Below are 22,134 nucleotides of genomic sequence, written 5' to 3' on the forward strand. Positions count from 1 at the left end.
GCTAGCTCCGAGACCTGTTGTTATAGGGTGACGCCCGGCGTCAGGGTCGCCGGCAGGGCAAGGCTGGCGGTCTCCAGCGAGGCCACGGGGTAGGCACAGTAGTCGGCCGCGTAATAGGCGCTGGCGCGGTGGTTGCCACTGGCGCCCACGCCACCGAACGGCGCGCTGCTGGCGGCGCCGGTCAGTTGCTTGTTCCAGTTGACGATGCCAGCGCGGCTGCGCAGCCAGAAATACTGGTAGCGGGCGCGCGAATCGGACAGCAGCCCGGCCGCCAGGCCGTACTGGGTAGCGTTGGCCTCGTCGATCGCAGCGTCGAAGTCGCTGTAGCGGATCACCTGCAGCAGCGGGCCGAAGAACTCTTCGTCCGGTCGATCGGCAACTGCAGTCACATCGAGAATACCTGGCGTCAGCAAGGCGGCGCCGGACTGCGGCTGGGTCATTTCCAGCAACGCCTGCGCGCCCTTGGCCAGCAGCGCGGATTGCGCCGCGAGCAAGGCAGCGGCAGCCTGCAGGGAAATCACCGAGCCCATGAAGGGAGCAGGTTGCTGATCGAAGGCGCCGACGCTGATAGTGCGGCTGACCTCGACCAGGCGCGCGAGCAATTTATCACCCCAGGCGCCCTGCGGGACCAGCAGGCGACGGGCACAGGTGCAACGCTGCCCGGCAGAGATGAACGCCGACTGGACGATGGTGTAGACCGCCGCGTCCAGATCCTTGACCTCATCGACCACCAGCGGGTTGTTGCCACCCATCTCCAGCGCCAGGATCTTGTCCGGGCGACCGGCGAACTGCTGGTGCAGCAGGTTGCCAGTGCGACTGGAACCGGTGAAGAACAACCCGTCGATACCCGGGTTGGCGGCCAGCGCCACACCGGTTTCGCGCGCGCCCTGCACCAGGTTGAGCACGCCGGCGGGCAGGCCGGCGGCGATCCAGCACTTGACCGTGAGCTCGGCGACCTTGGGCGTCAGCTCGCTGGGCTTGAACACCACGCAGTTGCCGGCCAGCAGCGCCGGCACGATATGCCCGTTGGGCAGGTGGCCAGGGAAGTTGTAGGGGCCGAACACCGCCACCACGCCATGGGGCTTGTGTCGCAGCACGGCGGTGGCATCGGCCAGCGGGCCGCTCTTCTCGCCGGTCCGCTCGCGGTAGCTCTGCACCGAGATCGCCACCTTATTGATCATGCTGGTGACTTCGGTTGCCGATTCCCACAGTGGCTTGCCGGTTTCCTCACCGATGCAGCGCGCCAGTTCGTCGGCGCTGGACTTGAGTTGGTCGGCAAAGCCTTCGAGCACGGCGATGCGTGCCTCCAGGCTCAGTTGCGCCCAGGCGGGAAACGCTTGGCGCGCCGCCTGCACGGCAGTCTCGACCTGGGCGGATGTCGCGCCCTGCCCTGTCCAGACCACGGCCTGGCTGACCGGATCGAGCGATTGCAGGGCTTCACCCTGGCCGGCCTGCCAGTGTCCGGCGATGTAGTGCGTGGTCATCATTGGGCCTCCCGGGGTGCAGTCAGCGGCACGGCGCGGACATTGTCGCCGACGCCCAGGCGCAGGCGCTTGGCGGTCAGCGGATCGACCACCAGGGTGCCGGCCGCCAGGCGCGCCGGCGCTGCGGTGATGCGGCAGTCTTCGCGCTTGCGGTTGTGGATGATGTAGGGGGTGGCGTCGTCACCCGGCGTGCCGACGGCCAGCACCAGGGTTTCGCTGTCGCGCACGGCACGGATCTTCGCCGTCTCGCACTCGATCGCCGGGCCTGCGTCGAAGATGTCGACGTAGCCCTGATAGCTGAAACCTTCGCGTTTGAGCATCGCCAACGCAGGTTCCGTATCGGTGTGCACACGGCCGATGACGCTGCGCGCCGCCTCCGACAGGAAGCAGGTGTACAGCGGGAATTTTGGCATCAGCTCGGCGATGAACGACTTGTTGCCCACGCCGGTGAGGTAGTCGGCCTGGCTGAATTCCATCTTGAAGAAGTGCCGGCCCAGGCTTTCCCAGAACGGCGAGCGACCGGCAGCGTCGGACATGCCGCGCATTTCGGCGATGATCTTCTTGCCGAACAGGTCGGGGAACTCGGCGATGAACAACATGCGCGACTTCGACAGCAGGTGGCCATTGCGCCCGCTGCGGTAATCGCTGCGCAGGAACAGCGAGCACAGCTCGGAGTTGCCGGTCAGGTCGTTGGCCAGGAACAGGGTCGGAATCTCGCGGTAGATGTTCAGCTCCTGGGAGGCGCTGACGGTCAGGCCGACACGGTAGTTGTACCAGGGCTCGCGCAGGCCGACCGCGCCGGCAATGGCACTGATGCCGACCACCAGGCCTTCATCGTTTTCCAGCACGAACAGGTAGTCGGTGTCGCCGCGCTCGGCTTCGCCGCTGAAGCTTTTCTCGGCCCAGCCGACACGACGGGCCAGGCGCTCTTCATTGGCCGGGAGCGTGGTCAACCCGGTGGTACCGGTGCTGCGTGCCAATTCGATCAGCGCGGGTAAATCGCTGCTGCGTACAGGACGAACGATCATGCTATCTCCTTGTGCGGCGGCCTCTGCCTGCCGCGAATCGCGCTTGCCAGCGGAGCACCCAGGCTCAGGCGGCAACCAGACGGACGCTGCCACCTTCGCCGACACCCAGGGCGTCGGCCGCTTCATTGCTCAGTGCCACCGGCTTGCCCGGCACCCAGTCCAGCTCCAGCAGCACGGCGCGGTAATCCTGCAACTGGCCGTTGCACACCAGGTACGGGCGCCCACCCTTGACCGGCGTGTCGTCGAGCCTGACCGGCACCACGCGGCTCTGGGCAATCGAGCGAATGGCCGACGTGCGCGCGTGCAGGGTCGGACCGCCATCGAAGATGTCGATGTAGTGCTCGGTCTCGAAGCCCTCGCGCATGAGGATGTCGAAGGTGATCTGCGCCCGCGGGTGCACCTGGCCCATGGCTTCCTGGGCCTCGTCGGGCAGCAGTGGCACGTAGATCGGGTAGTGCGGCATCAGCTCGGCGAGGAAGGTCCGGCTCTTCAGGCCGCACAGGCGCTCGGCATCGGCGTAGTTGAGGTCGAAGAAGTTGCGCCCGATCGAATCCCAGAACGGCGACTCGCCCTGCTCGTCGCTGTAGCCGACGATCTCGGTCACCACCGAGTCGGCGAAGCGCTCGGGGTGCGCGGCCATGAACAGCAGGCGCCCGCGCGAATTGAGCTCGGCAAAGCCGCTGTCAACCAGCTCCGGCAACACATAGAAGCTGGTCAGCAGGCTGTTGCCGGTGAGGTCGTGGCACAACGACAGGACGTGGATCTTGTTGTGGATCTTCAGCTCGCGCGAGGCGTGCACGAAGGTCTCGTTGCGAAAGCTGTAGAACGGCTCGGAATAGCCGGCCGAAGCAACGATGGCCGAGCAACCGGCGAGCTTGCCGGTGGCGCTGTCTTCGAGCACGAAGAAATAGCTCTCCTCACCGTTGAAACTGACCTCAGCAGCGAAGGACGTTTCCGAAGCGGCAATCTTGTCGCCCAGACGACCGGCATCATCGGGCAGCGAGGTGACACCAATGGGGCTGTCGGCAGCCATGCGCTGCACTTCGTTCAGATCCGCCATTTGCGCGGGGCGCATCACCAGCATGGTGTCACTCCTTTGGAATACGGGCCGACCCGGTCGGCACGGAAGAACGGCGGGCGCCACGCTGCCTGGGCAAGCAGGCACCCGCACTGGAATTCAGGTATCACCGGCGCGGTGCAACACCACGCCGGTGACGGGACCGCAGGCCGATCAGCCCTGGGTCAGCTTGACCACGGCACGCTCGAAGCGGTCCAGGCCTTCGTCGATATCAGCGTCCTCGACCACCAGGCTCGGGGCGAAGCGAACCACATCAGGACCGGCCTGCAACACCATCACGCCTTCTTTCTCGGCCGCGTTGAGGATGTCCTTGGCCTTGCCTTTCCAGGCCTCGCTCAACACGCAGCCGATCAGCAGGCCGACACCGCGCACCTGGGTGAACAGGCCGCTGTCCTGGCCGATCTTGTCCAGGCGGGTCTTGAAACGTTCGTGCTTGGTCTTGATACCGTCCAGCGTCTCGGGGGTGTTGATCACGTCGAGCACGGCGCAGGCCACGGCGCAGCCCAGCGGGTTGCCACCGTAGGTGGTGCCATGGGTGCCAACGGCCAGGTGCTTGGCCAGTTCGGTGGTGGTCAGCATGGCGCCGATCGGGAACCCGCCGCCCAGGCTCTTGGCGCTGGTGAGGATGTCCGGGGTGACGCCGTAGTGCTGGTAGGCATACAGCGAGCCGGTGCGGCCGACACCGGTCTGCACTTCGTCGAAGATCAGCAGCGCGTTGTGCTCGTCGCACAGCTTGCGCGCGCCTTCGAGGTAGGCCTTGTCTGCCGGGACCACACCGCTCTCGCCCTGGATCGGCTCGATCACCACGGCGCAGGTCTTGTCGGAAATCTGCGCCTTGAGCGCTTCCAGGTCGTTGTACGGCACATGGCTGATGCCGGTGATCTTCGGACCGAAGCCGTCGGAATACTTGGGCTGGCCGCCGACGCTGACGGTGAACAGGGTGCGCCCGTGGAAGCTGTTCACGGTGGCGATGATCTCGTGCTTTTCCGGGCCGAAGCGGTCATGGCCGACACGACGGGCCAGCTTGAAGGCGGCCTCGTTGGCTTCGGCGCCGGAGTTGCAGAAGAAGGCACGGTCGGCAAAGGTGGCATCGACCAGCTTGTGCGCCAGGCGCAGGGCCGGCTCGTTGGTGAAGACGTTGGACACGTGCCAGAGGGTGTTGGCCTGTTCGGTCAGTGCCTTGACCAGTGCCGGATGGCAATGACCCAGGGCGTTCACCGCGATGCCGCCGGCAAAGTCGATCAGTTCGCGGCCCGACTGGTCCCAGACGCGGGAGCCCTCGCCTCGAACAGGAATGAACGCCGCCGGGGAGTAGTTGGGGACCATGACCTGGTCGAAATCGGCACGTTGCACCGGGGCTTGCTCAACGGACATCTGAGTCTCCTGAAGAGGAACGCTGGCCTGGAAGTGGCGAGCGATGGGGGGATTGTAAGGACTGATCGGCGCCTGTCCTTGCTGCCAGGCGACAACTTGTTACAGCGCCAAACCCTGTTTTGCCAAGGCTTTCGGCAATGCGACAAACACTGTCGCAATCGCGCAGTGTACCGGTAGGCGGGGGTTCGGAGAACGGGTGTTCACAACTTGGCGTTGCTGGCCTCGATCCTGAGGCCGACCGGGCTTGTGGTCTTGCCGTTGCTCTTGCCGTTGCTTTTGATCTTGCCTCTGAGCGCGTGATAGCTCAGGCGCTACAACTCGCGACCTCAGGAGGCCTGAGCGTAGGTGCCTGACTGGCAAGCGGATATAGCTTTAAAAGTTTTGAAGCGAGCCGCATGAATCGTGTGAATATCCATTTGCCAGTGTGAGGCTCAATCACCTTTTCGCTTTTACAGCGAGTCACTTTGCTCGCGGGCAAAGTAACCAAAACCGCCTCGCTCCCACATACGGCCCTCCGCTTCGCTCCGGGTCCCCTCGCGCCGGCGCCTTCCGGGCCCATCGCCGCTACGGTTTGCTGCGCAAACACTTCGCCTGGCGACTTCGGCTACGCCGAAGGGCGCTGCGCGCCTGGCCCTACAGGCACCTCTGCTCGGCCTCCTGAGGTCGCACCTTGTGGTGTCTGATCCATCGCGCACTCAGAAGCAACAGCAACAGCAACAGCAACAGCTCTTATCCGGCCAGGCCGCGAACACAGAAGTGAAGAATCGAAGACCCCATCAAGCAGCCAAGTACTGCAGGGAGGTTCGATGAACCCTCTTTTCAATCCCACCTGACCCGCCTTTGATCTTGCTTCTAAGCGCGCGATAGCTGAGGCGCCACAAATCGCGACCTCAGGAGGCCGAGCGTAGGCGTCTGGAGGGCCAGGCGCGTCAGCGCCCTTCGGCGTCAGCCGAAGTCGCCAGGCGAAGTGTTTGCGCAGCAAACCGTAGCGGCGATGGGCCCGTAAGACGCCGGAGCGAGGGGACCCGGAGCGAAGCGGAGGGCCGTATGTGGGAGCCAGCCCTTTTTGGTTCCTTTTTGGGGCTCCAAAAAGGGACCCGCCGTAAGGGCGGAAAGGTGATTGAGCCTCACCCTGGCAAACGGATATTCACTCCATTCATGCAGCCATGCGCCTCGCCTCAAAGCGGCTAAAAAAGCGCGATGATGCGAAAACCGTGTGTATATCCGTTTGCCAGTGTGAGGCTCAATCACCTTTTCGCTTTTACAGCGAGTCACTTTGCTCGCGGGCAAAGTAACCAAAACCGCCTCGCTCCCACATACGGCCCCTACGCTACGCTCCGGGGTCCCCTCGCGCCGGCGCCTTTCGGGCCCATCGCCGCTACGGTTTGCTGCGCAAACACTTCGCCTGGCGACTTCGGCTACGCCGAAGGGCGCTGCGCGCCTGGCCCTACAGGCACCTCTGCTCGGCCTCCTGAGGTCGCACCTTGTGGTGTCTGATCCATCGCGCACGCAGAAGCCAGAGCAACAGCAACAGCAACAGCAACAGCTCTTATCCGGCCAGGCCGCGAACACAGAAGTGAAGAATCGAAGGCCCCATCAAGCAGCCAAGTACGACAGGGAGGTTTGATGAGCCCTCGTTTCAATCCCACCACACTCGCCTTTGATCTTGCTTCTAAGTGCGTGATAGTTCAGGCGCCACAAATCGCGACCTCAGGAGGCCGAGCGTAGGCGTCTGGAGGGCCAGGCGCGCAGCGCCCTTCGGCGTCAGCCGAAGTCGCCAGGCGAAGTGTTTGCGCAGCAAACCGTAGCGGCGATGGGCCCGGAAGACGCCGTAGCGAGGGGACCCGGAGCGAAGCGGAGGGCCGTATGTGGGAGCCAGCCCTTTTTGGTTCCTTTTTGGGGCTCCAAAAAGGGACCCGCCGTAAGGGCGGAAAGGTGATTGAGCCTCACCTTGGCAAATGGATATTCACACGATTCATGCAGCTCACTAGAAGCAAGATCAAGCTCAAGATCAGAAACAGCCGCTGACTCAACCCTTCTCGGCAGGCGCCGAACTCAACTCGAACGGACTGCTGTTACGCCGCTGATTACGATCTTCCCGCGGCGTAGCACCAAAGAAATTGCGATAGGCACTGGAGAAATGCGGCCCGGAAGAAAACCCGCACGACAGGCCGATCTGAATGATCGACTTGCTGGTCTGCATCAACATCTGCCGCGCCTTGTTCAACCGCAGCTCCAGGTAATACTGGCTCGGCACGCGATTGAGGTACTGCTTGAAGATCCGCTCCAGCTGCCGACGCGACACGCAGACATGCTGGGCAATCTCGTCGGTGGTCAGCGGCTCCTCGATGTTGGCCTCCATCAGCAGCACCGCCTGGGTCAGCTTCGGATGGCTGGAGCCAAGGCGATTCTGCAGGGGAATGCGTTGGCGCTCACCGCCCTCACGAATCCGTTCGACCACCAGCTCCTCGGACACCGCACCCGCCAGCTCCGCCCCGTGGTCACGGGCCAGCACCGCCAGCAGCAGGTCGGTCACGGCCATGCCGCCACAGGCGGTCAGGCGGTCGCGGTCCCAGTCGAACAGATGACTGGTGGCGATCACCTTGGGGAAGCGTTCGGCAAAGTCGTCCTGCCAACGCCAGTGCACCGCCGCGCGGTAACCGTCGAGCAGGCCGAGCAGGGCCAGCGGATAGACGCCGGCCGACAACCCGCCGATCATGCAGCCGCTGCGGGCCAGGTGCTTGAGCGCCGCCGACAACGCCGAACCCACGGCCAGTGGCGGTTCGTCGGCCAGCAGCAGGAGCTTCTGGAAACCCTCCAGGCGACCGTTCCAGGGCTCGCCCGGCAAGCGCCAGGCACCCTCCTCGAGCGGCTCGGCCTGCAGGTACGCCAGCTCGTAGACCACATCAGGATGCACCCGCTGGGCCACCTGCAGCACTTCCTCGGCCAGGGCCAGGGTCAGCGGCTTGGTGCCGGGCCAGATAAGAAATCCGATTCGCTGGGTGGTCATAGGCTACGGTCCGAAACCTGAAGTCGAGTGGCGCAGGCCATGCCGCGCTCGCTGCGCAGCATGCCCTATTCTGGTGCAGGAAGGCAGCCTTTACTTGAGGCTGCCGGAGAGAAACTGCTTGAGGCGCTCCGATTGCGGGTTGACCAGCACCTCACGCGGATTGCCGCGCTCCTCCACCAGCCCCTTGTGCAGGAACACCAGCTGGTTGGACACCTCGCGGGCGAAGCCCATCTCATGGGTGACCACCACCATGGTGCGGCCTTCCTGGGCCAGCGACTGCATGACCTTGAGCACATCGCCGACCAGCTCCGGGTCGAGCGCCGAGGTCGGCTCGTCGAACAGCATCACCTCAGGCTCCATGGCCAGCGCACGGGCGATCGCCACACGCTGTTGCTCGCCGCCGGACATGTGCCCGGGGAAGGCATCCTTGCGGTGAGCCACGCCGACCTTGGCCAGGTAATGTTCGGCCTTCTCCAGCGCTTCCTTCCTGCTCACGCCCAGCACATGCACCGGCGCCTCGATGATGTTCTCGAGCGCGGTCATGTGCGCCCACAGGTTGAAGTGCTGGAACACCATCGACAGGCGCGAACGCATGCGCTGCAGCTGCCTGGGGTCGGCGGCCTTGAGCGCACCGTCCTTGCCGGCGACCAGCTTGAGTTCCTCGTTGTTGAGCAGGATCTTGCCGGCATGCGGCTGTTCCAGCAGGTTGATGCAACGCAGGAAGGTCGATTTGCCCGAACCGCTCGAGCCGATGATGCTGATCACGTCGCCTGCCTTGGCTTCGAGCGAGACGCCCTTGAGCACCTCATGGCTGCCGTAGCGCTTGTGCAGGTCTTGGACTTGGAGTTTGTACATGCTGTCGATTCTCACAGAGCGGTCAGTGCTTGCGCGGCGCCAGGTAGCCGAGCCAGCGGCGTTCGGCCATCTTGAACAGGCGCACGAGGATGAAGGTCAGGCACAGGTAGAACACGCCCGCCGTGATGTAGGCCTCGAAAGGCAGGTAGTACTGGGCATTGACCGTGCGCGCGGCACCGGTGATGTCGATCAGGGTGACGATCGACGCCAGGCTGGTGGTCTGCAGCATCATGATCACTTCGTTGCTGTACTGCGGCAGCGCCCGGCGCAGGGCCGAGGGCAGCAGGATGCGCCGGTACATCTTCATGCGCGACATGCCCATGGCCTTGGCCGCCTCGATCTCGCCGTGGGGCGTGGCCTTGAGGCTGCCGGCGATGATCTCGGCGGTGTAGGCACTGGTGTTGATGGCGAAGGCCAGGCAAGCGCAGAAAGTCGCACTCGACAGCCACGGCCAGAACACGCTTTCACGCACCGCCTCGAACTGGGCCAGGCCGTAGTAGATCAGGAACAGCTGCACCAGCATCGGCGTGCCGCGGATCACGTAGGTGTAGAGCCAGGCAGTCATGTTCACCAGCGGCTGTTTCGACACCCGCATCAGACCCAGCGGCACCGCCGCCAACAGGCCGAAGAACAGCGACAGCGCCAGCAGCTTGAGGGTGGTCAGCAGACCGCCGATGTACAGCGGCATGGCCTCCCAGATGACGTTGTAGTCGAAGATCATAGTTCAGCCGCCTTTACGCCCACCGAGTAGCGCTTCTCGAGATACTTCAGCGCCAGCAGCGAGACGCTGGTCAGCACCAGGTACAGCGCCGCCACCGCCAGGAAGAAGGTGAAGGGTTCGCGGGTGGCATCCGCCGCCTGCTTGGCCTTGAACATCATGTCCTGCAGGCCGACCACGGAAATCAGCGCAGTGGCCTTGGTCAGCACCAGCCAGTTGTTGGTGAAGCCCGGGATGGCCAGGCGGATCATCTGCGGCACCATGATGCGGAAGAACACCTGGCGGCCACTCATGCCGTAGGCCGCACCGGCTTCGGCCTGGCCCTTGGGGATACCGAGGAAGGCACCGCGGAAGGTTTCCGACAGGTACGCGCCGAAGATGAAGCCCAGGGTGCCGATACCGGCGATCATCGGGTTCAGGTCGATGTAGTCATCGTAGCCCACCAGCGGCGCGACCCGGTTGATGATGTCCTGGCCGCCGTAGAAGATCAGCAGGATGAGCACCAGGTCCGGGATGCCACGGATCACCGTGGAGTACAGGTCGCCCAGCCAGGCCAGCCAGCGCACCGGCGACAACCGCAGGGCCACGCCGATCAGGCCGAGAACGATGGCCAGGGCCATCGACGACAGGGCGAGCTGCAACGTCAGCCACGCCCCCTCGAGGATGACTGCCCCGTAGCCTTTCAACATGATTGGGATTCCTCAGGACTTGGGAATGAAAAATGGTGCAAACCTCAGAGCTTCTGCTGTTTGCACCATTGCACAGGTGAACCCGACGACTTAGTTGGCGTCTGGGCCGTAGATGTCGAAGTTGAAGTACTTCTTCTCGATCTCTTTGTATTTGCCGTTGGCGCGGATCGCGTCGATGGCGGCGTTGATGCGGTCGGCGTTGGCCTTGTCGCCCTTGCGCACGGCGATGCCGACGCCGTCACCGAAGTACTTCACGTCGGTGAACGAAGGACCGACGAAAGCGAAGCCCTTGCCGGCGTCGGTTTTCAGGAAGCCGTCCTCGAGCAGGGTGGCGTCGGCCACGGTGCCATCGAGGCGGCCGGCGGCGACGTCCAGGTAGATTTCGTTCTGGGTGCCGTAAGGCACGACGGTGGCGCCCTTCGGTGCCAGGACTTCCTTGGCGAAGCGATCGTGGATCGAACCGCGCTGCACGCCGATCTTCTTGCCCTTGAGTTCGTCGAGGCTGTCGCTGACGGTGCTGCCTTCCTTCATCACCAGGCGCGCCGGAGTGAGGTAGTAGCGCTTGGTGAAGTCGACCGACTTCTTGCGATCGTCGGTGATCGACATCGACGACAGGATGGCGTCGATCTTGCGCACTTTCAGCGCCGGGATCAGACCATCGAACTCCTGCTCGACCCAGGTGCACTTGGCTTTCATCTCTTCGCACAGGGCGTTGCCGATGTCGTAGTCGAAACCGGCGATGCTGCCGTCAGGCTGCTTGAAGGCGAAGGGTGGGTAGGCGGCTTCGATACCGATCTTCAACGGCTTCTCGTCGGCCTGCGAGACCAGGGAAAACACAGACAGCGCCAGGGCGCCAAGCAGTGCAAGCTTCTTCATCAGGTAACTCCATCGGTACGGGGCAATACTCGGCAGGGACACGATTGCCGGATATGCGAATGAGTACAACGCGAGCCGCGCAGGGTTCGACCAAGGTCGCAGACCACGAGCGAGTGAGTGGCATTTTAACGACAGCCCGGTAGTCGATATTTCTTCAAAGCGACAACTACGTACAGAAGCGCCTGAAGCTGCGGGCGGCGATATTGACAGCTCTTGCGAAACATGCAAGCGCAAAAGGAAAACAACCTTTAGACGAAGCAATAAGTGGGCCTATTATTGGCAAAGCCTTGTAATCCGGCAAGTGCAGGGTGCACCACTGCAAAAAATGGCTACAAGGCCGCACCGCGAAGGCGCATGGATGTTTCCCCTGGCCCCGCTTGCGTGCAATCAGGGTGACAGCAGCGGGTTACCGATGAATGTCGGGTAACAGAATGCAAAAACCCCGCCGATCAACGGCGGGGTCTGGTTGCAGGGAGCAAGGGCAAGGCAGCCTACCCCCAGGGCATCATCACGCGGTCGCCAGGCTCATGGCCTTGTGCGTGTCGATCAGGTGCTGGACCACGCCCGGATCGGCCAGGGTCGAGATATCACCCAGTGCATCGTACTCACCCGTGGCGATCTTGCGCAGGATGCGCCGCATGATCTTGCCCGAGCGGGTCTTGGGCAGGCCCGGCGCCCACTGGATGACATCCGGCGAGGCGATCGGGCCGATCTCCTTGCGCACCCAGTTCTTCAGCTCCTGACGCAGTTGCTCGCTGGATTCCACCCCGGCATTGAGCGTGACATAGACATAGATGCCCTGCCCCTTGATGTCGTGCGGCACACCCACCACCGCAGCCTCGGCAACCTTGGAGTGGGCGACCATCGCGCTCTCGATCTCGGCGGTCCCCATGCGGTGCCCGGAGACGTTGAGCACATCGTCCACGCGACCGGTGATCCAGTAGTAGCCATCTTCGTCGCGGCGCGCACCGTCACCGGTGAAATACATGCCACGGAAAGTCTTGAAGTAGGTGTCGACGAAGCGGTCGTGATCGCCGTACAGCGAGCGCGACTGGCCCGGCCACGAATCGAGGATCACCAGGTTGCCCTCGGCGGCGCCCTCGATCAGGTTGCCCAGGTTGTCCACCAGGGCCGGGACCACACCGAAGAACGGACGGGTCGCCGAGCCCGGCTTGAGGCCGGTGGCACCCGGCAGCGGGCTGATGAGGATGCCGCCGGTCTCGGTCTGCCACCAGGTGTCGACGATCGGGCAACGCTCCTTGCCGACCGTCTTGTAGTACCAGTTCCAGGCTTCCGGGTTGATCGGCTCGCCCACCGAACCGAGCAGGCGCAGGCTCGAGCCGTCGGCGCCTTCGACTGCGGCCTGACCTTCGGCCATCATCGCGCGGATGGCGGTCGGGGCGGTGTAGAGGACATTGACCTTGTGCTTGTCGACGATCTTCGACACACGGGTGATGTCCGGGTAGTTCGGCACGCCTTCGAACAGCAGCGTGGTCGCGCCATTGGCCAGCGGGCCGTAGACGATGTAGCTGTGACCGGTGACCCAGCCCACGTCGGCGGTGCACCAGTAGACCTCGCCCGGACGGTAGTCGAACACGCGCTCGTGAGTGAGGGCGGCATACACCAGGTAGCCGCCGGTGGTGTGCAGCACACCCTTGGGCTTGCCGGTGGAGCCGGAGGTATAGAGGATGAACAGCGCTTCCTCGGCGCCCATCTCCTTCGGCGCGCAGTGGCTGGACGCGACCTTCATCAGGTCTTCGTACCAGATGTCGCGGTGCTGGTGCCAGGCGATGTCGCCACCGGTACGCTTGCACACGATGATCTTCTGCACGCTGTTGGTTTCAGGGTTGGTCAGCGCCAGGTCGACGTTGGCCTTGAGCGGCGTACGGCGGCCACCGCGCAGCCCCTCGTCGGCGGTGATGACGATCTTGGACTTGCAGTCGATGATGCGACCGGCCAGGGCCTCGGGGGAGAAGCCGCCGAATACCACGGAGTGGATGGCGCCGATGCGGGCGCAAGCCAGCATGGCCACCACGGCCTCGGGAATCATCGGCATGTAGATGGTCACCACGTCGCCGCGGTGCACGTCCTGGCCACGCAGGGCGTTGGCGAACTTGCAGACCTGCTCGTGCAGCTCGCGGTAGGTGATGTTGCGGTGCTCGGAAGGGTCGTCGCCTTCCCAGATGATTGCCAACTGGTCGCCGCGCTCCTCGAGGTGGCGGTCCAGGCAGTTGTAGGAAACGTTCAGAGTGCCGTCGGCGAACCATTTGATGTCGACATGGTGGTCGTCAAACGAGGTCTGCTTGACCTTGGTGAACGGCTTGATCCAGTCCAGGCGCTGGGCCTGCTCGCGCCAGAAACCGTCCGGGTTGATCACCGATTGCTGGTACATGGCCTTGTAGGTGGCCTCGTCGGTCAGGGTGTTTGCCGCAACCTCGGGACGAACGGGATACAGTGGAGCCGCACTCATCTGTGTTACCTCGGTGGAATAGTTGTTTTTGTATGGGACGGTTTTAACTGTACCAGAGCGCCCATGACCATTCGACGTTGGTAGTAACGTGTAGCGTGCAGCGAGGATGAATTTCATCAAGCGGCTCTAGCCCGCAGTGTTTCGGCGCTGCACCGCTAAAACAGGTACGCCCGTACCAGCGATTGTTACCAGATTCGTCAAAAGCCCGGAAAACTTTATCAAAACCTGCTCTTTTTCAATTCAGGGCAGGCTCCTAGAATTCACCTCGCCAGCAACGGCAAGGCGATTAATTTCATGTAACAGCCCCCACGAAGGCACGTTGATCGCCTCTCTATTACGACAGTGAAACTTTGGATGTATACGCGGCACCACAAGTGCCGCGCGCCCCCTCACGACCTTAGACAGGTAAATTGAAAATGAAAGCTTTACTGGTATTGGTACTTGGCAGTGTCTGCAGCGCGGCAATGGCCGACGACGTTGCAACGAATGCCGAGCAGATTCCGGTCGAACAGTACACCTACTCGCAGCACCTGGACATTGCCAGGGTGCTGTCGATGAGCGAAGTGCCGAATGTCTGCGAAGTGGTGCCGGCGCGCATGACCTACGAAGACTCCAAGGGCCAGAAGCACATTCTCGAATACCGCGTCATGGGCAACGGCTGCTCCAACGGTTAACTCGCCGGCCCGCTCCCTTCGGCAGATCTCGACACCTTTACGGGAGCGGGCTTTTGTGGGAGCGGGCTTGCCCGCGAAAATAACACCGCCGATTAAATATCCCTTACCCGAACCATCATTAATCCGCCGACTTGCCCAACGCATACTCCCGCAACTTGTTGGCAATCGTGGTATGGGAAACACCCAGTCTTTTACCCAGCGCCCGGCTACTTGGAAACTCTGCCATCAAACTTTCCAATACCGCTTTTTCAAAACGCCCGACAATCTGTGCAAGTTCTCCTTCCAATGAGAACTCGCCCAAAGGTTGTCGTGCACCATAGTCCGGCAGGCGTATATGTTCGCCCTTGACGATACCGCCTTCGCATAACGACACGGCCTGGAACAACACGTTTTCCAGTTGCCGTACATTGCCCGGCCAGTGGTATTGACTCAACTTGTCCATCGCCGCAGGCGCCAGACGTGGCAATGGGCAACCGATCTGCCGGCTGGCCTGGTCGAGGAAGTGCTGCGCCAGCCCTTCCAGGCCATCCATGCACTCGCGCAGCGGCGGGATGTGCAGCGACAGCACATTGAGCCGGTGGTAAAGGTCCTGGCGGAACTCCCCCCGTGCGCACAACTCCGACAGATCGACCTGGGTGGCACAGATCACCCGCACATCGAGGTAGACCTCCTCGTCGCTGCCGACTCGCCGGAAGCAGCCGTCCTGCAGGAAACGCAGCAGCTTCACCTGCAGGCGCGGGCTCATCTCCCCTACCCCATCCAGGAACAGCGTGCCACCCGCGGTCAACTCCAGCAGCCCCAGCTTGCCCTCAGCCCGGGCCCCCTCGAAGGCGCCCGGACCGTAGCCGAACAGCTCGGTCTCGGCCATCGACTCGGGCAGCCCGGCACAATTGAGCGCCATCAATGGCGCCTGGCCTCGCGGGCTGGCCAGGTGGCAGGCACGGGCCAGCAGTTCCTTGCCGGTTCCGGTTTCGCCCTCGATCAGCAACGGCGCATCCAGCGGTGCCATGCGCCGCGCCTCGCGCACCACGGCAGCCATCACCCGCGAGCTCTGGAAGATGCTGTCGAACCCGCGCAACTCCTGCTTGCGCACGTTATAGATGCGCTCACCGATACGGTCGGCGCGGTGCAGGGTCAGCACCGCGCCGGCCAGCGCCTCGCTGTCGTCGTGCTCGGACTGCAACGGCGCGATATCGGCCAGGAACACATCGCCCCTGACCTTGATCCGCAGCCCGTTGATCCGTGACTTGTTGGCCCGCACCAGCTCCGGCAGGTCGAAGTCCTCGACATAGCGCGCCAACGGCAAGCCCGGCACCTCGTCGACCCTCACCCCAAGCAGCTGCGCGGCGGCGCGGTTGGCCGCGACGATGCTGCCGCCCATGTCGATCGACAGCACCGGAAACTCCAACGCCCCCAGCAGCGCATTGAGTTCCATGTGCCGACGCTCGCTGGGCATCAATCCGACACGCTTGACCCCGAAGACACCGGCAATGGCTTCGAACTTGGGCCGTAGTGCCTGGAACTGCAGGTTGATCAGGTTCGGGCAGTGCAGGTAGATGGCGTTGCCGTGATCGCCGCCGACCTCGCCGCGCAGCACGTTGATGCCGTACTCCACCAGCAGGTTGAGAATGTCGCGCAGGATGCCGATGCGGTTCTGGCAGTGGACTTTGATACGCATGGAAGACCCCGAGGCAGACGATTTTTCATCGACGCGCAGAAAACTCGTAAAGATAAGCTGACAAAAATGCACACAACATCAGCCGGACACCCTTGATTTTCCGGGATAACCGTTATTTTGTAAAATTATCGTTACAACAAGCCTTCCTCCTGCTCGGCTTTCCTACTTGCAGAAGCAGTGCAAAACGACCGGCAGAGGGCTATTTCTAGGGCACGTCCCACATAACAAGAAAGCCCTCACCAGGAGAGCTCCATGAAGCAGACGCAATACGTGGCCCGCGAGCCCGATGCGCAGGGTTTTATCGACTACCCGCAGCAAGAGCATGCGGTGTGGAACACCTTGATCACCCGCCAGTTGAAAGTGATCGAGGGCCGCGCGTGCCAGGAATACCTGGACGGCATCGAACAGCTCAAGCTGCCCCATGACCGCATTCCGCAACTGGGCGAAGTGAACAAGGTGCTGGGCGCCACCACCGGCTGGCAGGTGGCCCGGGTACCGGCGCTGATTCCCTTTCAGACCTTCTTCGAACTGCTGGCCAGCAAGCGTTTCCCGGTCGCCACCTTCATCCGCACCCCGGAGGAGCTGGACTACCTGCAGGAACCGGACATCTTCCACGAGATCTTCGGCCACTGCCCGCTGCTGACCAACCCCTGGTTCGCCGAATTCACCCACACCTATGGCAAGCTCGGCCTGGCCGCGACCAAGGAGCAGCGGGTGTACCTGGCGCGGCTGTACTGGATGACCATCGAGTTCGGCCTGATGGAAACCGCCCAGGGCCGCAAGATCTATGGCGGCGGTATCCTCTCCTCACCGAAAGAGACGGTCTACAGCCTGTCCGGCGAGCCTGAGCACCAGGCCTTCGACCCGATCGAGGCCATGCGCACGCCTTACCGTATCGATATCCTGCAGCCGGTGTACTTCGTCCTGCCGAACATGAAGCGCCTGTTCGACCTGGCCCACGATGACATCATGGGCATGGTCCAGCAGGCCATGCAGCTGGGCCTGCACGCGCCGAAATTCCCACCCAAGGCGGCCTGAGCCGCCTTGCCGACAACAACTCGAAAGCGGAAAACCTCCATGAATGCCTTGAACCAAGCCCACTGCGAAGCCTGCCGCGCCGACGCCCCGAAGGTCAGCGACGAAGAACTGGCCGAACTGATCCGCGAGATTCCGGAATGGAACGTCGAAGTGCGTGATGGCCATATGGAACTGGAGCGTGTGTTCCTGTTCAAGAACTTCAAGCACGCCCTGGCCTTCACCAACGCCGTCGGCGAGATCGCCGAGGCCGAGGGCCACCACCCAGGCCTGCTCACCGAGTGGGGCAAGGTCACCGTGACCTGGTGGAGCCACTCGATCAAGGGCCTGCACCGCAACGATTTCATCATGTGCGCACGTACCGACAAGGTGGCCGAGACGGCTGAAGGGCGTAAATAACGCCTGATATATCGCATCGCCCTTTTCGCGGGTAAACCCGCTCCCACCGGTATTGCGTCGCTCTCGAGTGTGGCGACGTACCGGCGAAAAGGGCGCCTTGCCCGTCCGCTGTTCGCCCGCAAACCGACCGGCGAACAGGAAAATTTATAAACTGTCATCCAGACTGCTGTATCCTGCCCCGGCTTTGCAAAAGCTTCCACTGCGCTACGCGCCGCCTTTTCACTCACACTTGCGAGGAACGACGAGATGCATGAAATCCCGAATCTTCCCTTCCCAAGCCTGAACCCCGAAGAGCAAACCGTCACCGCCCACGCCGCCGAGCCGGCACCTGCTTCGCAGGACAGTGACGATCAATCCAGCGCCGATCAGGAATAACCGCGCATCCCCACCGACCGTGTGAAAACGGCTGACCTGCGGGCTACCCCCGTCATCGCGTTTTCACACAGTCCAGAACCTCTGCCACGAAGGCCCCCATGCCCGACTCACCGCGCCCTCTTGCGGTCACCCTGCAAGTCGTCTCCATCGTCCTCTTCACCTTCATCGGCTACCTGAACATCGGCATCCCCCTGGCCGTGTTACCCAGCTACGTGCACAACGACCTGGGCTTCAGCGCCGTGCTCGCCGGGCTGGTGATCAGCGTGCAGTACTTGGCAACCCTGCTCAGCCGCCCGACCGCCAGCCGCATCATCGACAACCTTGGCAGCAAGAAGGCGGTGATGTGGGGCCTGTTCGGCTGCGGTTTGAGCGGGGTGTTCATGCTCGCCTGCAGCTTCCTCACCCACCTGCCCTGGCTGAGCCTGGCCTGCCTGCTGGTCGGGCGCCTGGTACTGGGCAGCGCGGAAAGCCTGGTGGGCTCGGGTTCGATTGGCTGGGGCATCGGCCGGGTCGGCGCCGAGCACACGGCCAAGGTCATCTCCTGGAACGGCATCGCCAGCTACGGCGCACTGGCCGTCGGCGCGCCGCTGGGGGTGCTGATGGTCAAGGGCCTGGGGCTGTGGAGCATGGGCGTGAGCATCATCCTGCTGGGCATCCTCGGCCTGGCCCTGGCCTGGCCGAAGCAGGCGGCACCGGTGGTGGCCGGCAAGCGCCTGCCCTTCCTGCAGGTGCTGGGCAAGGTGTTCCCGCATGGTTCGGGGCTGGCGCTGGGCTCGATCGGCTTCGGCACCATCGCCACCTTCATCACCCTGTACTACGCCAGCCGTAGCTGGCCGAACGCCGCGCTGACCCTGAGCCTGTTCGGTGCCAGCTTCATCTGCGCACGCCTGCTGTTCGGCAACCTGATCAACCGTATCGGCGGCTTCCGGGTCGCCATTGCCTGCCTGTCGGTGGAAACCCTGGGCCTGCTGATGCTGTGGCTGGCGCCCAATGCCGAGCTGGCCCTGGTGGGCGCGGCCTTGAGCGGCTTCGGCTTCTCGCTGGTGTTCCCGGCGTTGGGCGTGGAGGCAGTGAACCAGGTGTCGGCAGCCAACCGCGGGGCGGCGGTCGGGGCGTATTCGCTGTTCATCGACCTGTCGCTGGGGATCACCGGGCCACTGGTTGGCGCAGTGGCTTCGGGGTTCGGCTTCAGGTCGATCTTCCTGTTTGCCGCCGGCGCGGCGGTGTGCGGGCTGGTGCTGAGCCTGTACCTGTACCGGCAGGCGCGGCTCGGGCGAGCACAGCACGGCTGAAGGTTGCGCTGACCTCCTCGCGGGCTTGCCCGCGAAGAGGCTGCGAGATCAACGCACCACGTGCTGCAACACCACCTCCAACGGGTGGCGCAATTGCTTCTCGGTCATGCGCTTGACCTGGCTGCGGCAGGAATAACCGGTCGCCAGCGCCTCACCATCCTTGTCCAGCTTGGTCGCCCAGGACTGCTCGAAGATGGTCTTCGAGGTCTGCTGGTTACGCGCCTCGTGACCGTAGGTGCCGGACATGCCGCAGCACCCCGTAGCCTCGGTGGAAAGCTTCAGCCCCATGCGCGCGAAGACCTGTTCCCACTGCCGGGTGCTGGCCGGCACATTGGTCTTCTCGGTGCAGTGCGCCATCAGGCGGAAGCTGCCACCCTGCCCCGTGGCCTGCTCGGGCAAGGCATCCATCAGCCACTCCTGCGGCAACAGCACCGTCGGGCAGCCCTGCAGGCCATCGACCTTCTGGTATTCCTGGCGATAGACCAGGGTCATCGCCGGATCCAGGCCCACCAGCGGTACACCACAATCGGCCAGCGCCTTGAGCTGCCGGCCATTGCGGATCGCGGCCCTGGCGAAGGCACCGAGGAAGCCCTGCACGTGCAACGGCTTGCCGTTGGCGCTGTAGGGCGCCAGGAACACCTTGTAGCCCAGCCGATGAGCCAGCTCGATGAACGAGGCCAGCAACGGCGTCTCGAAATAGCGGGTGAACGCATCCTGTACCAGCACGATACTGCGCTCGCGCTGGGCTGGAGTCAGCTCGCGCAGTGCAGGCACGCTGGCCACGCCGACACGGCAACGGGTCAGGGTGGACTGGAAGTTGAAGCGGCTGATCAGCGGGCTGTCGACCATGCCGACCTTGTCGGCCAGCAGGCGGCTGACCCACTTCGATCCCATCACCGCGTTGTACAGACCCGGCGCATGGGCCAGGTACGGAATGGTGAACTCCAGCGAACCGATCAGGTAGTCACGCAGCGGACGCTGGTAACGGCCGTGGTAGAGCTCGAGGAAACGTGAACGGAAATCCGGCACATTCACCTTGATCGGGCACTGCCCCGCGCACGACTTGCAGGCCAGGCAACCGGCCATGGCGTCGTACACCTCGTGGGAGAAGTCTTCCTGCCCCTTGCGCTGGGCGCGCAGGTTGCCCAGGCGCGCCGGCAGGCCCTTGAGCCACGACGCCTTGCGCTGGTCCGAGGCGAGTACATCGATGTTGGCCTCGCCTTGCAGGCGCAGCCATTCACGGATCAGCGAGGCGCGCCCCTTGGGCGAATGCTGGCGCTCGCGAGTGGCCTTCCACGACGGGCACATGGCGTCGTTGGGGTCGTAGTTGTAGCAGGCGCCGTTGCCGTTGCAGTGCACCGCGCTGCCGAAACTCTGCCACACGCGCTCATCGATGTTGCGGTCCAGATCGCCGCGCAGGGTGACGCCGTCGACCGGGGTCAGGCCCTCGGCGCTGTCGGGCGGCGTGCAGATCTTGCCCGGGTTGAGCTGGTTGTGCGGGTCGAACGCACCCTTCAGGCGCTGCAGCGCCGGATACAGCTCACCGAAGTATTCCGGCACGTACTCCGAACGCAGGCCCTTGCCGTGCTCACCCCAGAGCAGGCCGCCATAGCGCCTGGTCAACGCTGCCACCGCGTCGGAGATCGGCTTGACCAGCGCGGCCTGCGCCGGATCCTTCATGTCCAGCGCCGGGCGCACGTGCAGCACACCGGCGTCGACGTGACCGAACATGCCATAGGCCAGGCCATGACCATCGAGCAGCGCGCGGAACTCGGCGATGTAGTCGGCCAGTTGCTCCGGCGGCACCGCGGTATCTTCCACGAACGGCTGCGGGCGCACCTCGCCCTCGACGTTGCCCAGCAACCCCACCGAACGCTTGCGCATGGTGTAGACGCGAGTCACTGCCTCGGCGCCTTCGGCCAGCGTGTGGCCCAGTCGCTCGACGCCGGTGTCGTTGCGCAGGTGCTCGACGAACGCCTCGACCCGGGCATTGACCTCCTCCGGCTCGTCGCCGCAGAACTCGACCAGGTTGATGCCCAGGGTCGGGCGCTCGGCGTCGGCGGGGAAGTACTCGGCGACGCTGTGCCAGACGATATCCTTCATCGCCAGCATCAGCACCTTGGAATCGACCGTCTCGATCGACAGCGGCTTGTGCGCCATCAGTGCATTGGCGTCGCGCAGGGCATCCATGAAGCTGGTGTAGCGTACGTTGACCAGCACCGCGTACTTCGGGATCGGCAGCACGTTGAGCTTGGCCTCGACCACGTAGCCCAGCGAGCCTTCGGCACCACACAGCACGCTGTTGAGGTTGAAGCGCCCCTGCTCGTCGCGCAGGTGCGCCAGGTCGTAGCCGGTCAGGCAGCGGTTGAGCTTGGGGAACGTGCTTTCGATCAGCTCGGCCTGGGTCTGCTGGATATCCCGCGCCATGCGGTACACCTCGCCCACCCGCCCGGATGCAGCGCATGCCTGCTCCAGCGCGGCGTCGTCGATCGGCAGGCTGTGCAGGCGCTCGCCACCGAGCAGCACGCTGTGCAGTTCGAGCACATGGTCGCGGGTCTTGCCGTAGGTGCAACTGCCCTGGCCGCTGGCGTCGGTGTTGATCATGCCGCCCACTGTGGCGCGGTTGGACGTCGACAGCTCAGGGGCGAAGAACAGCCCGTGCGGCTTGAGCGCAGCATTGAGCTGGTCCTTGACCACACCGGCCTGGACCCGCACCCAGCGCTCCTGGGTGTTGATCTCGAGGATACCGTTCATGTGCCGCGACAGGTCGACGATGATGCCGTCGGTGAGCGACTGGCCGTTGGTGCCGGTCCCACCGCCACGCGGGGTCAGTTTGATCTGGCGAAAACGCGGCTCGGCCATCAGCGTCGCGACCCGCGCCACATCGTCGGCATCCTGCGGGAACACCGCCGCCTGGGGCAGGCGCTGGTAGATCGAGTTGTCGGTGGCCAGCACCGTACGGGTGCCGTAGTCGGCGCTGATCTGGCCACGGAAGCCGCTGGCACGCAGGGCTTCGAGGAATTCGGGGTAACCGGCGGCAGGCGCACGGACGGGCAACTGGGCGATCATCGAAGGATGGCCTCTTGATCTGTATAGGCA

17 protein-coding genes are annotated in these 22,134 nt (G+C 63.6%); 5 read left to right on the plus strand and 12 right to left on the minus strand.

Annotated features, from left to right (window positions below; genetic code table 11):
• Positions 1–20: 20 nt before the first annotated feature.
• The 10 genes from astD to acs all read right to left on the minus strand — a co-directional run bounded on the left by astD (position 21) and on the right by acs (position 13,582).
• Positions 21–1,487, minus strand: coding sequence for a succinylglutamate-semialdehyde dehydrogenase (gene astD, locus AC1TXO_RS19085; protein WP_486403175.1), 1,467 nt, complete (start codon positions 1,485–1,487; stop codon positions 21–23).
• Positions 1,484–2,512 carry an arginine N-succinyltransferase gene (astA, locus tag AC1TXO_RS19090; protein ID WP_486403176.1) on the minus strand — a complete coding sequence of 343 codons (1,029 nt, stop codon included), beginning with the start codon at positions 2,510–2,512 and terminating at the stop codon, positions 1,484–1,486. Before astA ends, astD begins: the two co-directional genes overlap by 4 nt.
• A gap of 64 nt (positions 2,513–2,576) precedes the next feature.
• Complete coding sequence (aruF, locus tag AC1TXO_RS19095) at positions 2,577–3,596, minus strand: arginine/ornithine succinyltransferase subunit alpha (protein WP_486403177.1); 1,020 nt, start codon at positions 3,594–3,596, stop codon at positions 2,577–2,579.
• A gap of 147 nt (positions 3,597–3,743) precedes the next feature.
• Positions 3,744–4,964 (minus strand): acetylornithine transaminase, encoded by a 1,221-nt coding sequence (locus tag AC1TXO_RS19100; protein ID WP_486403178.1) that lies wholly within the window; start codon positions 4,962–4,964, stop codon positions 3,744–3,746.
• 2,029 nt (positions 4,965–6,993) lie between these two features.
• Positions 6,994–7,974, minus strand: coding sequence for a transcriptional regulator ArgR (gene argR / locus AC1TXO_RS19105; protein ID WP_486403179.1), 981 nt, complete (start codon positions 7,972–7,974; stop codon positions 6,994–6,996).
• Between the two features lie 90 nt (positions 7,975–8,064).
• Entirely contained in the window at positions 8,065–8,829 is a 765-nt protein-coding gene (locus AC1TXO_RS19110; protein ID WP_486403180.1) for an ABC transporter ATP-binding protein, read from the minus strand.
• Positions 8,830–8,851: 22 nt separating this feature from the next.
• Positions 8,852–9,550 carry an ABC transporter permease gene (locus tag AC1TXO_RS19115; RefSeq protein ID WP_486403181.1) on the minus strand — a complete coding sequence of 233 codons (699 nt, stop codon included), beginning with the start codon at positions 9,548–9,550 and terminating at the stop codon, positions 8,852–8,854.
• Positions 9,547–10,236, minus strand: coding sequence for an ABC transporter permease (locus tag AC1TXO_RS19120; protein WP_486403182.1), 690 nt, complete (start codon positions 10,234–10,236; stop codon positions 9,547–9,549). The genes AC1TXO_RS19115 and AC1TXO_RS19120 overlap by 4 nt, the downstream gene beginning before the upstream one ends.
• A 90-nt stretch (positions 10,237–10,326) precedes the next feature.
• The gene (locus AC1TXO_RS19125; RefSeq protein ID WP_486403183.1) at positions 10,327–11,112 is read right to left on the minus strand and encodes an ABC transporter substrate-binding protein; all 786 of its coding nucleotides are present in this window, start codon (positions 11,110–11,112) and stop codon (positions 10,327–10,329) included.
• A 508-nt stretch (positions 11,113–11,620) separates the two neighbouring features.
• The gene (gene acs / locus AC1TXO_RS19130) at positions 11,621–13,582 is read right to left on the minus strand and encodes an acetate--CoA ligase (protein ID WP_486403184.1); all 1,962 of its coding nucleotides are present in this window, start codon (positions 13,580–13,582) and stop codon (positions 11,621–11,623) included.
• Between the two features lie 416 nt (positions 13,583–13,998).
• Between acs and AC1TXO_RS19135 the strand changes: the two genes are divergently transcribed.
• The gene (locus AC1TXO_RS19135; protein ID WP_486403185.1) at positions 13,999–14,256 is read left to right on the plus strand and encodes a DUF2790 domain-containing protein; all 258 of its coding nucleotides are present in this window, start codon (positions 13,999–14,001) and stop codon (positions 14,254–14,256) included.
• A gap of 118 nt (positions 14,257–14,374) precedes the next feature.
• Here the strand turns inward: AC1TXO_RS19135 and AC1TXO_RS19140 are convergent, their stop codons facing one another.
• A complete protein-coding gene (locus AC1TXO_RS19140; protein WP_486403186.1) occupies positions 14,375–15,934 on the minus strand; it encodes a sigma-54-dependent transcriptional regulator in 1,560 nt (519 codons plus the stop codon).
• Between the two features lie 252 nt (positions 15,935–16,186).
• On the opposite strand from AC1TXO_RS19140, the gene phhA reads away from it, so the two are divergent.
• From phhA to AC1TXO_RS19160, 4 genes are all read left to right on the plus strand, one after another.
• Positions 16,187–16,972 carry a phenylalanine 4-monooxygenase gene (gene phhA, locus AC1TXO_RS19145; protein WP_486403187.1) on the plus strand — a complete coding sequence of 262 codons (786 nt, stop codon included), beginning with the start codon at positions 16,187–16,189 and terminating at the stop codon, positions 16,970–16,972.
• A 39-nt stretch (positions 16,973–17,011) separates the two neighbouring features.
• The gene (locus AC1TXO_RS19150) at positions 17,012–17,368 is read left to right on the plus strand and encodes a 4a-hydroxytetrahydrobiopterin dehydratase (protein WP_486403188.1); all 357 of its coding nucleotides are present in this window, start codon (positions 17,012–17,014) and stop codon (positions 17,366–17,368) included.
• A gap of 246 nt (positions 17,369–17,614) precedes the next feature.
• Positions 17,615–17,743, plus strand: a complete 129-nt coding sequence (locus tag AC1TXO_RS19155) for a hypothetical protein (RefSeq protein WP_256216352.1) — start codon at positions 17,615–17,617, stop codon at positions 17,741–17,743.
• Between the two features lie 98 nt (positions 17,744–17,841).
• Positions 17,842–19,035: an MFS transporter gene (locus AC1TXO_RS19160; RefSeq protein WP_486403189.1), complete on the plus strand. Its 1,194-nt coding sequence runs from the start codon at positions 17,842–17,844 to the stop codon at positions 19,033–19,035.
• A 48-nt stretch (positions 19,036–19,083) separates the two neighbouring features.
• Here AC1TXO_RS19160 and ydiJ read toward each other — a convergent pair whose 3' ends face one another.
• A complete protein-coding gene (gene ydiJ, locus AC1TXO_RS19165) occupies positions 19,084–22,104 on the minus strand; it encodes a D-2-hydroxyglutarate dehydrogenase YdiJ (RefSeq protein ID WP_486403190.1) in 3,021 nt (1,006 codons plus the stop codon).
• Positions 22,105–22,134 lie beyond the last annotated feature (30 nt).

It is taken from the genome of Pseudomonas sp. FA117 (assembly GCF_057370475.1).